The 12316-nt window shown below is 71.3% G+C and carries 14 protein-coding genes; 8 read left to right on the top strand and 6 right to left on the bottom strand.

The genetic code is table 11. From position 1 onward, the window contains the following. Nucleotides 1-20: 20 nt before the first annotated feature. Nucleotides 21-665 (top strand): TetR/AcrR family transcriptional regulator, encoded by a 645-nt coding sequence (locus JJ691_RS21040; protein WP_211770431.1) that lies wholly within the window; start codon nt 21-23, stop codon nt 663-665. Nucleotides 666-703: 38 nt separating this feature from the next. Continuing rightward, on the top strand, nt 704-2854 hold the full coding sequence (locus JJ691_RS21035; protein WP_211770430.1) for an FUSC family protein: 2151 nt from the start codon (nt 704-706) through the stop codon (nt 2852-2854). Here the strand turns inward: JJ691_RS21035 and JJ691_RS21030 are convergent, their stop codons facing one another. After that, on the bottom strand, nt 2855-4648 hold the full coding sequence (locus JJ691_RS21030; protein ID WP_211770429.1) for a transglycosylase domain-containing protein: 1794 nt from the start codon (nt 4646-4648) through the stop codon (nt 2855-2857). A gap of 74 nt (nt 4649-4722) precedes the next feature. After that, complete coding sequence (locus tag JJ691_RS21025; RefSeq protein WP_211770428.1) at nt 4723-5670, bottom strand: sigma-70 family RNA polymerase sigma factor; 948 nt, start codon at nt 5668-5670, stop codon at nt 4723-4725. Between the two features lie 66 nt (nt 5671-5736). On the opposite strand from JJ691_RS21025, the gene JJ691_RS21020 reads away from it, so the two are divergent. Continuing rightward, complete coding sequence (locus JJ691_RS21020; RefSeq protein WP_211770427.1) at nt 5737-6297, top strand: DinB family protein; 561 nt, start codon at nt 5737-5739, stop codon at nt 6295-6297. A gap of 66 nt (nt 6298-6363) precedes the next feature. Here the strand turns inward: JJ691_RS21020 and JJ691_RS21015 are convergent, their stop codons facing one another. Both JJ691_RS21015 and JJ691_RS21010 read right to left on the bottom strand, forming a co-directional pair. Beyond that, nucleotides 6364-7107, bottom strand: coding sequence for a S1 family peptidase (locus JJ691_RS21015; protein WP_211770426.1), 744 nt, complete (start codon nt 7105-7107; stop codon nt 6364-6366). A gap of 163 nt (nt 7108-7270) precedes the next feature. Beyond that, nucleotides 7271-7726, bottom strand: a complete 456-nt coding sequence (locus tag JJ691_RS21010) for a group II truncated hemoglobin (RefSeq protein ID WP_211770425.1) — start codon at nt 7724-7726, stop codon at nt 7271-7273. 166 nt (nt 7727-7892) lie between these two features. Here JJ691_RS21010 and JJ691_RS21005 point away from each other — a divergent pair, with 166 nt between their 5' ends. The 5 genes from JJ691_RS21005 to JJ691_RS20980 all read left to right on the top strand — a co-directional run bounded on the left by JJ691_RS21005 (nt 7893) and on the right by JJ691_RS20980 (nt 10389). Then, nucleotides 7893-8513 (top strand): TetR/AcrR family transcriptional regulator, encoded by a 621-nt coding sequence (locus JJ691_RS21005; protein WP_211770424.1) that lies wholly within the window; start codon nt 7893-7895, stop codon nt 8511-8513. 33 nt (nt 8514-8546) lie between these two features. Beyond that, on the top strand, nt 8547-9260 hold the full coding sequence (lpxA, locus tag JJ691_RS21000) for an acyl-ACP--UDP-N-acetylglucosamine O-acyltransferase (protein ID WP_211770423.1): 714 nt from the start codon (nt 8547-8549) through the stop codon (nt 9258-9260). Further along, a complete protein-coding gene (locus tag JJ691_RS20995; RefSeq protein WP_211770422.1) occupies nt 9260-9727 on the top strand; it encodes an LpxD N-terminal domain-containing protein in 468 nt (155 codons plus the stop codon). Before lpxA ends, JJ691_RS20995 begins: the two co-directional genes overlap by 1 nt. Then, nucleotides 9724-9888: a hypothetical protein gene (locus JJ691_RS20990; protein WP_211770421.1), complete on the top strand. Its 165-nt coding sequence runs from the start codon at nt 9724-9726 to the stop codon at nt 9886-9888. Before JJ691_RS20995 ends, JJ691_RS20990 begins: the two co-directional genes overlap by 4 nt. Before the next feature lie 168 nt (nt 9889-10056). Further along, the gene (locus JJ691_RS20980) at nt 10057-10389 is read left to right on the top strand and encodes a UDP-3-O-acyl-N-acetylglucosamine deacetylase (RefSeq protein ID WP_211770420.1); all 333 of its coding nucleotides are present in this window, start codon (nt 10057-10059) and stop codon (nt 10387-10389) included. On the opposite strand, the gene JJ691_RS20975 is transcribed toward JJ691_RS20980, so the two are convergent. After that, on the bottom strand, nt 10319-11839 hold the full coding sequence (locus JJ691_RS20975; RefSeq protein ID WP_211770419.1) for a flavin-containing monooxygenase: 1521 nt from the start codon (nt 11837-11839) through the stop codon (nt 10319-10321). The two genes, JJ691_RS20980 and JJ691_RS20975, sit on opposite strands and share 71 nt — an antisense overlap. Nucleotides 11840-11841: 2 nt before the next feature. Further along, complete coding sequence (locus tag JJ691_RS20970) at nt 11842-12303, bottom strand: cupin domain-containing protein (protein ID WP_249228083.1); 462 nt, start codon at nt 12301-12303, stop codon at nt 11842-11844. Nucleotides 12304-12316: the final 13 nt, after the last annotated feature.

Raw genomic sequence — 12316 nt, 5'->3', positions numbered from 1 at the left:
TATCAGTGCTAATATCGGGCGTGCCGTCGTCACGCGAATCCGCAGGTCAGCGGGCTCCCCGCACCGATGCCCGGCGCAACGCCCAGCGCATCCTGGCGGTGGCCGAAGACCTGTTCGCGGCCGGCCGGCACGACGTGTCGCTGGAGGAGATCGCCCGCCGCGCGGGCGTCGGCCCGGCCACCCTGTACCGGCACTACCCGAGCAAGGACGACCTGGTCGCGGCGGTGGTCCGCGAGCGGTACACCGAGCACGTGCTCCCCGTCCTGGACGAGGCGGACGCCGATCCGGACGCGCTGCGCGGCCTGCTCCGGGCCCTGGAGGCGGCCCTGGAGATCCGGGCCCAGCACATCCGGGTCGTCGCCACCACCCGCCGCCTCCCGGCCGCGACCGACGGCCTGGCCCGGGGGTTTTTCCACCGCTTGGCCCCACTGCTGGCCCGTGGACAGGAGCAAGGAGCGGTACGCCAGGATCTGACCGCCGCCGACCTGCCGAAGCTGCTGTCCATGGTCGTCGGCACCATCCAGTACGACGAGAGCGGCGGCTGGCGGCGCTACCTGGCGCTGCTGGCCGACCTGCTGCGCAGCGAGCCGACCGGGCCGCTGCCACCGCTGGTGGGTGACGATCCGGACGGCCTGTCGGCCGGCGGGCCGTTCGGCATGGACTGACCGTTCCCTCCGCCCGGGACCGCAAATATGCTCGGCCGATGACCAGCGTGCAGCGGCTGTGGTCGACCCCGGCCGCCCTGCGAGCGGTGCGGGCGACCCTGGTGGTGCCGGGCCTGTTCGCGTTCAGCTACACCGTGCTCGGCAACCTCCAGGTGGCGACGTTCGCGGCGTTCGGCGGGTTCGCGACGCTGGTGCTGGCGTCGTTCGGCGGCCGGGCGCGGGACAAGGCGGTGGCCCACCTGGGCCTGGCGGTGGCCGGCAGCGTGCTGCTGGTGATCGGCACGGCGGTGAACACGTCGGTGGTGCTGGCGACGCTGGTGACGCTGCCGGTGGTGTTCGTCGTGCTGTTCGCGGGCGTGGGCGGGCCGAACGCGGCGTCGGGAACGACCGCGGCGCTGCTGGCCTACGTGCTGCCGGCGGCGTCGCCGGGAACCATGGACATGGTGCCGGACCGGCTTGCAGGCTGGTGGCTGGCGTCGGTGGTGGGGACGATCGCGGTCCTGCTGCTGTCGCCGAAGCCGCCGGGCACGGAGCTGCGCCGGGCGGTGGCGAAGAACGCCCGCGCGCTGGCGGATCTGCTGGCGGCGGCGTTGCAGGGCGACCGCGACCCGAAGTACCGCCAGCACGCCCTGGACTGCAAGCACAACCTGCTGACCACGTTCACGGCGACGCCGTACCGGCCGACCGGGCTCGCGGCGGCCGACCAGGCGCTGGACAGCCTCGTGGGTCTGCTGGAGTGGTGCACGTCGGTGATCTGCGACAGCCTGCACGAGTACGACGACCTCACGCGCATCGACGAGGTGGAGCGCCGTCTGCTGACCGACACGGCGACGGTGCTACGGGACGTCGCGGCGGTGCTGGAGGGCGAGCCGACCAAGCCGGAGCTGGACTGCCTGGAGCGCAGCCTCGCCGACAGCGTGGAGCATCTGCGGCAGTTGCGTAGCGACAGCGCGGACTTCGGCGCGGCGGTGCACCTGTCGTTCCACGCGCGCACGGCGGCCGTCGCCGCGCACACGGCCCTCGCGGACGCCCTCATCGCCTCGCACATGGCGGACCCGGCGATCGTGTCCAACGGCCGAAGGCGTTGGTACGGCACAGATCCCACGCAGAGCGAGAGCCGCCTGGCCGGCCTGACCACCGTCGCCAACGCGGTGTCACGACACGCCAGCCTGCGGTCGGTGTGGTTCCTCAACAGCGCACGGGGTGCCATCGCCCTGGCGGTCGCGGTGGCGGTGGCGGATCTGACCGGCGTGGAGCACGGCTTCTGGGTCGTGCTCGGCACGCTGTCGGTCTTGCGTACCAACGCCGCGTCGACCGGTTCGACAGCCCTCCGCGCGTTGGTCGGCACGGTGGTCGGCTTTGTCATCGGCGCGGCGCTGTTGCTGGCGATCGGCTCCAGCACCGCCGCGCTGTGGACGGCGCTGCCGCTGGCGGTGCTGGTCGCCGCGTACGCGCCGGGGGTGCTGCCGTTCGAGGCCGGGCAGGCCGCGTTCACGGTGGTCGTGTCGGTGCTGTTCAACCTGCTGGTGCCGGCGGGCTGGCAGATCGGCGTGGTGCGGATCGAGGACGTGGCGATCGGCTGTGCGGTGAGCTTCCTGGTCGGGGTGCTGTTCTGGCCGCGTGGCGCCGGCTCGCTGGTCGCCGACGACCTCGCCGACGCCTTCCGTACCGGCGGCCGCTACCTGTCCGACTCCGCGCACTGGGCGCTCGGCCTGCGGCCCGACGCCCCGGTCGCGTCCTCGGCCATCGCCGCCGGCATCCGGCTGGACGAGGCGCTGCGCGGCTTCCTGGCCGAGCAGGGCACCAAGCGGGTGCCGAAGGAGTACCTGTGGCGGCTGGTGGCCGGGGCGCTGCGGGCCCGGCTCACGGCGCACTCCCTGGCCGGGCTGCCGGCCGCCCCGGGCGAGCCCGATCCGCTGCGGCTGCTGCTGGGCGAGCACGCCGGCCAGGTCGCGGCCTGGTTCGACCACCTGGCGTCCCGCCTGGACCGCACCGACCACGGCGACGTGCCGATGCTGGCCCCGCCGCAGTTGCGGGACCCGGTCCTGCCGAACGGGACGGCGGTGCCGGACCTGCCGACGGCGCTGTGGGTGAGCGAGCACCTCAGGCACGTGACGCCGCGGCTGACCGAGCTGGTGGAGCCGGCCGGGGCGGTGGCGGCGCAGCGACACCGCCCCTGGTGGCGGTAGCTAGAACTGGCTGGCCGGCTTGCCCTGGAGGTAGGCGTTCATGTACCGCTGCCAGATCCCGGTCGGCACGTCCACGCCCTCCTGCATGGGGGCGAGGTCCTTGCGGTGGCCGACCCAGACCGCGGTGACGACCTGGGGCGTGTAGCCCACGGTCCAGGCGTCGGAGTTGTTCGGGGTGTCGAGGAACTCGGTGGCGCCGGCCTTGGCCGCGACCGGGCGGCCGCCGTCCAGCCCGGGGCCGGTGAGCATGGACTGGGTGACCAGCTGGGCCTGGGCCGGGTCGAACACCTGGTTGGGTATCAGCTTCGGGTTGGCGTCCGCGTCGTACATCGGGTTGCCGGTGGCGGACGCGATGCCGGTGATGAAGTGCGCGGGCTTGTACTTGCCGTTGGCCGCGAGGGTGGCGTACGCCTGCGCCATGTCCCTGGGGCGCACCGGGTAGGACCCCATGGCGATGCTGTCGGTGGTCTGGTTGTCGCTGGACCGCAGCGACGGCCCGGCCTTGCCGCCGATGACCTGGGTCTGGGACACGCCGGCCTCGAAGGCCGCCTTGGCCACGTTCATGGGCCCGATGTCGTCGGTCATCTTGTAGAAGACGGTGTTGGTGTTGTTCTTCATGGCGTCGCCGACGGTGCACTGGGGGCCGCAGTCGGCGCCGCTGAAGTTCTTCACCTGCGTGCCGCCGATGGTCTGCGGGCTGGTGCCGTTGTACTGCGAGGCCAGCGTGATCTGCGGATTGGCCCGCACGGCGCCCAGCAGCACCAGCGGCTGGAAGACCGGACCGGGCTGGGCGGCGTTGTCGGCGGTGTCGATGGGCTGGGCGGCGTCGCCGCCGCCGAACCAGGACAGGATGGCCCCGGTGGTCGGGTCGATCGACACGAGCGCGTCGCCGACGTCCGGGTCGGCCGACTTGAGCGATTGGGCGGCGGCCTCGGCCATGCCCTGGGCCTTGGCGTCGATGGTGGTGTGGATCTGGGCGCCGGCGTGCCGCAGCGCGTCCTGGCTCAGCCCGAACAGCCCGGCCTCGGCCAGCACCTGCTTCGCGATGAACGACCGCGCCGGCGGCAGCGAGCCGGTGACCGGGGCGATCGTCTTGGGCGGCGCGGGGTAGCGGTCGCGGTCGCTCTGCGTGAGCCAGTTGTTGGCGACCATCCGGTTCAGCACGTGTGACCACTGCTGCTTGGTCCAGGTGTCGTCCTCGTTCTTGGCCGGCTGGTCGATGCAGCCGGCCAGGAACGCGGCCTCGGAGGCGTTGAGGTCGGCGACGTTCTTGCCGAAGTAGGCCTGCGCCCCGGCCTGGATGCCGTACGCGCCGCGGCCCAGGTAGACCAGGTTGAGGTAGCCGGCCAGGATGTCGTCCTTGGGCTGCTGGTGGCCGAGCTTGACCGCCCGCACCAGCCGCAGCCACTGGTCGGGCAGCGACTGGGCGTCGACGCCGGTGGCCAGCCGCACGAACTGGGTGGTGATGCCGCCCAGGCCGATGTTGGTCTCGAAGCTCTCGTCCTCGGCCGCCTCGACGGCGTGCTGCACGACCTGGGGGATCTGGTCGATCCTGACCACGGTGCGGTAGCCGCCGCTGGCCGGGCCGATGGTGGTCATCACCGAGCCGTCGGCGTAGTACAGCGTGACGGTCTGCTGCTGGTCGGTGACCGCCTTCGGGTCGGGCGTGGTGACCATCGCGTAGGTAATGCCGAACGCGATCAGCGGCAGCCCGACGACCACGGCCGCCACCACGTACCCGAACCGGCGCACGCGCCGCCAGTTGATGTCGGGATGCGTGGCTTCCTCGTTCACGCTGTCGTTCCCCCTTGTGATCGGCCCATCAGCCATCGGAGCGTCATGTCTATCAGTTGGCGGTAAGGACCACGTCAGGCGGTGGCGGGGAGATCGAACCGCGCGAAGTGCTCGCCGCCCAGGAAGGAGGTCAGTGCCGCGATCCGGTCGTCCCGCAGCGTCAACACTGTGATCGACCAGGCCCGGTGCGGGCCGTCGTCGTCGCGGCGCAGGTAGAACGCCACCGCGGGCTGGCCGTTGGCGGTCACCGGCACGTGCCGCCAGCTGCCGCACGAGCTGAGCGGCACCCGCGCGGCGAAGTCCAGCACCGGCCCCACGCCCGCGTACCACTCGGTCATCGGCGGCATCGACCACGTGACGTCCTCGGTCACCAGCGCCAGCAACGCGTCGGCGTCGCCGCGTTCCAGCGCCCCGGCGTAGGCGGCGACGATCTCCCGCACGCGGGCGTCGCCGATCTTGCGCAGGGTCTGCTGCTGGTCGATCTCCGGTATTCGGTCGGACACGATCGCCCGAGCCCGTTGCAGCGCGCTGTTCACCGACGCGGTCGAGGTGGCCATCACCTCGGCGATCTCCGCCGCCGAGAAGCCGAGCACGTCGAACAGCAGCAGCGCGGCCCGCTGGTTGCCGGGCAGGTGCTGCAACGCGGCGACGAACGCCAGTTCCACGGCCTCCCGCTGCTCGTACCGGGCGTCCGGATACGGCCCCAGCCAGGCGGTGTCCTCGCCGTAGTCCATCGGCAGCGCCCGCCGGGCCCGGCCTTCGGCGAGGTCGAGGCACGTGCGCGTGGCGACCGTGTACAGCCACGAGCGCAGCGAGCTGCGGCCCTCGAAGCCGCTCAGCCCCCGCCAGGCGCGCAGCAGTGCGTCCTGCAAGGCGTCGTCGGCGTCGTGGGCGGAGCCGAGCATGCGGTAGCAGTGGGCGTGCAACTCGCCGTGCAGCGGCTTGACGAGTCGGGTGAACGCGGCGTCATCCCCCGCCCGGGCTGCCGCCAGGTCGAACTCGGATGAAGAAATCTCGCTCACAGCCGATGATTCTGCCGGAGGCGGCCGGTCTCACCTCTGTACGCGCAACCGCGAGGGGATTTGGACATGAAGGAAGACCTGCGCCGCTACCTCCGGGACGCCCGGGAGGCGATCCTGTGGAAGCTCGATGACCTGGGCGAACGTGACATCCGGCGGCCGCTGACGCCGACCGGGACGAACCTGCTCGGGCTTGTCAAGCACCTCACCACGGTGGAGCTGCTGTACTTCGGGATCGTGTTCGACCGGCACCCGGAGAACCCGGTGCCGTGGCTGCGGCAGGGCCTGGAGCCGAACATCGACATGTGGGCGGCGGACGACGAGTCCCGCGACTACATCGTGGGGGCGTATCGGGCCGCCATTCGGCACGCCGACGCCACCATCGAGGCGCTGGACCTGGACGCCCCGGGCACGGCGGTGTGGTGGCCGGAGCCGAAGGTGACCCTGCACCGGGTGCTGGCCCACGTGGTCGCCGAGACGCAGCGGCACCTCGGGCACGCCGACATCGTGCGGGAGCTGATCGACGGGGCCGCCGGCCACAGCCGGGGCAACGACTTCCTGCCGCCGCGGGACGAGACCGGGTGGCGGGCGCACGTGGCCCGGTTGGAAGCGGTTGCGGACCGGGCCTGAACGTCATGAAGGGCCCCTTCCTCGCGTTGAACGCGAGGAAGGGGCCCTTCATGACAGAACGGGGAGCTAGCCGGCGGCGACCGTCGACTTGACCCAGGAGGAGATGGACGACGAGCTGGCGTCGCCGTAGATGGACTTGGTCTTGCCGCAGGTGTCGGCGCCGGGGCCGTCCGCGCCGCGGCTGTCGGTGCCGACCAGCATGCCGTTGACCACGGCCGGGCCACCGGAGTCGCCGTAGCAGTCACTGCCGGACACGGTGGTGTTGAAGCACAGCTCGACGCTGCCGACGATGCCGCCGCAGTTGCTGTCGGCGGACACGGTGGTGGACAGCTGCCGCAGGGTCGAGCTCATGTCGCCGCAGCCGCGGGTCCCGCAGGTCTGGCCGAAGCCGTACAGCGTGACCTTGGTGCCGGTGGCCGGCGAGGTGGTGGCGATCTGGATCGGCGTCTGGCTGACCGGCGCGGTCAGCTTGTACAGCGAGAAGTCGTAGCCGCCGCCGTTGTACTTGGGGTTCTTGACCCACTTCGAGACCTTGGCCAGGGTGCCGCCGCTGTTCAGGCTCTTCGAGCCGACGCGGATCTGGGTGGCGCCCTCGCAGTGGCCCGCGGTCAGGACCCACTGGCTGGCCACGAGTTCGCCACTACACCACATGCCGGAGCTGTCGCCGACGGCGGCGGCCCAGGACGGGGCGGTGGTGACGGTGGAGCCGCCGACGATGTTCGGCGTGCTGGCGGCTTCGGCCGGCACGGTCGCGAAGCCGAGCAGCGCGAGCGCCATGGCGGCGACGGCAGAGAGCCTGCTGATCTTCAAGGGGCACGCCTCCAGGGACCGGTGGCGCCGGGCGGGCTGTCAGGGGTTCCCGTGCGCCACAAGCGGATGGTGCGCCCAACGTAGGATGCCTCGGGTATCGGCGGGCAGAGCCGAAAGTCGGGTAATTCGGACGAACTCGATTACCGGATGGCGGCGACCGCCGTCAACCCGCCGAAAGGCCGTCCCACGTCCAGTGCGGCATGGCCGCTTCGGTCGGCACCACGCTGTCCTTGGGCGCGTACACCAGCACGTCGGCCACCGCCCATTCCATGTACGCCCGCATGGCCGCCCGGAACTCCGGATCCACCGGCAGGCCCGCGTCGTCCATGGCGTCCACGAAACATCGCACGAACCGGCGGCCCAGGTCGTCCATGTCGCCGTTGTGGGCGTGCATCGACAACACCGCCGAATGGCCGCCGGCGATCGTCGTGTACCCGGGTGGCCCGCCCAGCACCTCGGCCCAGTAGGCGGCCAGCCGCGCCACGTGCTGCGGATGCTGGTCCGGGTGGGAGAACGGGTGGTTGAGTTCCGGATCGGCCAGGCAACGGCGGTGGTGCGCGGCGGCCAGCGCCAGGAAGGCCGGCTCGCCGCCGGCGAACTCGTACAGGCTGGGGCGCATGTCACCATGGTGGCACGACGGCCGGGAGTCCGTAGTGGACAACGTTGTCCGTACCTGTGGATGCGCTGTGAATCGGTACACCGGGGTCACTTTCGACGTATTCGACCCTCGGCTGGGGTGTCGCGTGTGGTTGCATCTGTCCCTCACCACGGAAAGGGATCGCGGGATGCCCATCCAGCAGCGGCGTGCGGTGCTCCTGCCGGCCGAGGCGGAGATACTGCGCCGCGGCCTGGACGCGTTCGCCGAGCTGGGCTACGAGGCGACTTCCGTGCGGGAGCTGGGCAATCGCCTCGGGGTCAGCCACAACTTCGTCAACGACCGCTACGGCTCCAAGGGCGCGTTCTGGCACGCGGTGGTGGACTTCGCGCTGGACGACGCCCGCCGGCAGCTGGATCCGGTGCTGGCGCGGCACTTCGAGGACCCGGCCGAGCGGCTGGCCAGCATCGTGCGGCGCTTCTACCAGATCGCGGTGCGCAGCCCGCAGCTGTCGTGGCTGATGGCGTATGAAGGGACAAGGGAGTCCGCCCGACTGGACTATCTTCACCGGCGCTTCCTCGCGCCGATAGTACTGGCGTGCGAGCCGTCGATCGAGCAGCTGGTGGTCGCCGGCCGGATCCGGCCGGTGCCCCTGTTCCAGTTGTACGCACTGGTCACCGGCCCCATCGCGACCCTGACCCAGTGGCCACTGGCCCGCCGGTTCGGTGAACCGCCGGTGAGTGAGGGAGAACGCACCGCGACCGCGGACTCGTTGGCCAGCATGGTGATGGCGGGCCTGCTGCGCGAGTGATCGTGGGATGATGGCCCCGTTGGGGGTGGGGTTTTGGTTCAGGTTCATCCGTCGGCGGTCGTCGCACCCGAGGCCGAGCTGGCCGACGACGTCGTCATCGGTCCGTACGCGGTGGTGCACGGCTGTGTGCGGCTGGCCGCCGGCGTTCGGGTGGACGCGCATGCCGTGCTGGGCGGGGATCCGCAGGACCTGGCCTTCGCCGGTGGCCCGACCGGCGTGGAGATCGGGCCGGACACGGTGATCCGCGAGGCGGCCATCGTGCACCGGGCGACCACGTCGGTGCCGACCAGGATCGGCGCCGGCTGCCTGATCATGGGGCAGGTGCACGTGGCGCACGACTGCCAGCTCGGCGACGGCGTGATCGTCTCGCAGGCGACCAGTCTCGGCGGGCACGTGGTGATCGACGACCGCGCCGTCGTCGGCGGCATGTGCGGGGTGCACCAGCACGTCCGCATCGGCCGGCAGGCCATGGTCGGCGCGATGTCCAAGGTGACGCGGGACGTGCTGCCGTTCTGCGGCGTGGACGGCATTCCGGCCACGCACCGCGCGCTGAACGTGGTGGGGCTGCGGCGATCCGGCATGCCGCCGGCCGAGTACAACCAGCTGCGCCTGGTGTTCGACCGATTACGCGACGGGCACGAGCTGGAGTCGTGGACCGACGGTCCCGTCGCGCAGCTGGTGGAGTTCCTGGCCGGACCGTCCCGCCGCGGCATCAGCCCGTTCCGCCAGGTCCGGAGGGAAGCCTGATGCCATGGACGTTGGCGGAGCTGGCTTCCGTCATCGGCGCCGAAGCCGTGTCGTCGCCGGGCTTCGTGGTCACGCGGCCGGTTCCGGCCGATTCCGATGATCCGGCGGGATTGGCGTTCTGCGCGAACGCCAAGTACCTGCGGCAGGCGTTGGCGCACGGTGTCGGTGCGCTGATCCTGCCGCCGGGATTGGACGCCGATCGCCCGCATCTGCGGTGCGCCGATCCGCGTCTCGCGTTCGCCCGTTTCCTTGAGCTGTACCGGCGTCCGTTGCCACTGGCCGCCGGCGTGCACGCCACCGCCGTGATCGATCCTTCGGCTTCGGTCGACGTTTCGGCGTCCATCGGCCCGTATGCCGTGGTGGAGCGGGGTGCTGTCATCGGTCCGCGGGCGCGGTGCTGGGCCGGCATGTCACCATGGCCGGGAACACCGGCGTCGTCGATCACGCGGTGCTGGGTGATGACGTGACCCTGGCTGTCCGAGCGCTGGCCATGAAAGACATCCCCGACGCCGGTGTCTACTATGGACAGCCGGCGATTCCGGCCGCACAGGGGCTTCGCGCCGCCGCGCTGATGGCGTCGCTGCCGGAGCTGCGTCGGCGGATCCAGGCGCTGGAGGAGCGTCTGTGAGGCGCACGGTCGCCCGGCCGGCCCGGTTCGCCGGACTCGGCCTGCACTCCGGCCGGCCGGTGACCGTCGTGGTGCACCCCGGCGACGCCGGAATTACGTTCCGGCACGGGGATTCCCGAGGTGCGGCCCGGCTCCGGCTTGTGGTCCTACACCTTCGTCCGGGGTGCGGTGACACAGACTTTCACGTGTCGGCTGCCCGACGACTACTTCGCCGAAGTGGCTCCCGCGCGCACGATCGCCTTCGCCGAAGAGGTGCCGCGTGCGCACGAGTTGGGACTGGGCCGGGGACTCACCGCGGAGTCGGTCGTGCTCCTCGGCCCGACCGGCTACGACAACGAGCCCCGGTTCCCCGACGAGCCGGCCCGGCACAAGCTGCTGGACCTGGCCGGCGACCTGTACCTGACCGGGATTCCGTTGCGGCGCCTGGACGTCACCGCCCGGCTGAGCGGTCATACCGACGCGGTGCGGGCGGCGTCGCTGGTGTCGGCGTGCGGTCGGTGATCGTCGCCTTGGGCAGCCGGGACAGCACCTTCGGCGTCACCCCGGCGTAGGCGGCGGGATCGACCGGGTTGAGCCAGTGGGCGGCTCGGACCAGCGGCGAGATGTTGGCGTCCAGGTCGGCGAGCACCTCGTCCACGTTGTGCATGGAGAACGGGATGATCTTCGTGCCGCGGCAGTGGTGGGTGTCGGTGGCGACGTCCATGAACGCCAGCTGTTCGCGGATCTCCTGCCGCATCTGGGAAGCCGGCGGCAGGTCGACCGCCCCGGCCAGGTCGGCGGCGATCCACACGGCGGCCATCTCGGCGTTGAGCGGGCTGAAGAACGAGGAGTTGTAGCCGTTGAAGTACAGGCCGGGCACCGAAACCGGCCGGATCTGCCGGTACAGCATGAAGTTGCCGCGCTCGTCCAGCAGCTCCCGCTGCACGTCCTCGGGCAGGAACGGCACGCCCTGGCGGAAACCGGTGGCGCAGACCACCAGATCGGCCGGCAGCACCGTGCCGTCGCTCAGCTCGGCCCGCGGCGAGTCGCCGCCGAGCAGCCGGCTGATGGTGGTGTCCCGTCGCACGGTGATCGTGCCGTCGGCCACGCCCTCGAAGAAACCCTCGGTGGCCAGGCCGATGGCGCCCTTGACGATGTCCTCCATCTGCCCGTGCGGCACCAGTCCCAGGGCCTTCAACCCGAACTGCCGCACCGACACCGTGCCGACCGAGTTGAGCATCCGCCGCCGCAGGCCGTTGCCGGGGCCGTGCAGGAAGCGCTCGACGCCGCGCAGCCGCAGGTACCGGAACAGCGCCTCGCCCATACGGGTCAGCAGCAGCATCTTGAAGTTCACCTTGCCGGCGATGCGCCGTGGCACCTTCCACAGCATCTGCCGGGCGATGATGTCGGTGCTGGCGGCCACCTTGCTCACCGGCACGGTCACGTCGCAGGCCGACTTGCCGTAGCCGACGACCAGCACGTGCTTGCCCCGCGCGTCCTCGGCGTCGTGGAACTCGGTGCCGGCGCACAGCCGCCCGCCGGCCGCGGCGAACTCGGCCAGCCCCGGATAGTCCGGCACGGCTGGCTCGCAGAACACGCCGTTGGCCACCACGACCCGGTCGAACAGCTCGCCGTCGACCAGCCAGCGGCCGGCCGCCGGCTCCGCGGCCACCACCTCGGTGTTCAGCCGGAACAGCCGGTCGACCCCGAAGTTCTCGGCGTAGGCGGCGAAGTAGCGCTGCACCTGCTCGCCGTCCGGCCACTCCGGATAGTCGGCCGGCATGGCGAAGTCCGACAGCGAGTACTGCGCCTTGGGGCTCTGTGTGGTGACGCCCGGGTAGCGGCGGCTGCGGCTCCACACCCCACCCAGGTCCGGCGTCTTGTCGTAGCCCACGACCTCGTGCCCGGCCTGCGTCAGCACCTTGGCGGTGGCCAGCCCGGCGACGCCGGCCCCGATGACCGCGACGCGCATGGTCAGCCCGCCTCGGGCAGCTGGAGCACGATGCCGAAGTCGGCCATGATGCCCTTGAGCACGGAGATGTCCTTCGGACCGGGCGGCAGGTCGGCCAGCGCCTGGTAGTAGTCCTCCAGGCCGGCCGGCGACACCACGGAGATCACCCGCGCCTCGTCCTTGGTCGAGTTGCGGAACGTGTGCACCACATCGCGCGGCAGGAACAGGTAGTCGCCCGGCTCCAGTACGAAGTCCTCGCCGCCGAGCATCACGTCGAGGCGGCCGGACAGGCACACGAACGACTCGTCCTCGCGGGTGTGCAGGTGCGGCGGCGGGCCGCTGGTCTCGCCGGGGACGGCGTACTCGAACAGGGAGTACGCGCCCTGGGTGGAGTCGCCGTTGGTCTTCATGGTGATGCCGAGCCCGATGGCCGGGATCTGCCGCCCCTGCCGGTTCCGGAGCATGTAGCCGCCGCCGAGAGTCACCGCCGCCTCCTCC

This window comes from Kutzneria sp. CA-103260 (assembly GCF_018263855.1).
Lineage (GTDB): Bacteria > Actinomycetota > Actinomycetes > Mycobacteriales > Pseudonocardiaceae > Kutzneria.
The sequence above is the reverse complement of the archived record's forward strand: the minus strand, read 5'-3'. Positions and strand labels throughout refer to the sequence as shown.

What these genes read in the sequence shown, in the direction of transcription:
- JJ691_RS21010 (WP_211770425.1), bottom strand. Translation starts at nt 7,726, where the DNA reads ATGCGCCCCAGCCTGTACGAGTTCGCCGGCGGCGAGCCGGCCTTCCTG.
- JJ691_RS21020 (WP_211770427.1), top strand. Translation starts at nt 5,737, where the DNA reads ATGAAGGAAGACCTGCGCCGCTACCTCCGGGACGCCCGGGAGGCGATC.
- JJ691_RS20995 (WP_211770422.1), top strand. Translation starts at nt 9,260, where the DNA reads ATGCCATGGACGTTGGCGGAGCTGGCTTCCGTCATCGGCGCCGAAGCC.
- JJ691_RS21005 (WP_211770424.1), top strand. Translation starts at nt 7,893, where the DNA reads ATGCCCATCCAGCAGCGGCGTGCGGTGCTCCTGCCGGCCGAGGCGGAG.
- JJ691_RS20975 (WP_211770419.1), bottom strand. Translation starts at nt 11,839, where the DNA reads ATGCGCGTCGCGGTCATCGGGGCCGGCGTCGCCGGGCTGGCCACCGCC.
- JJ691_RS21035 (WP_211770430.1), top strand. Translation starts at nt 704, where the DNA reads ATGACCAGCGTGCAGCGGCTGTGGTCGACCCCGGCCGCCCTGCGAGCG.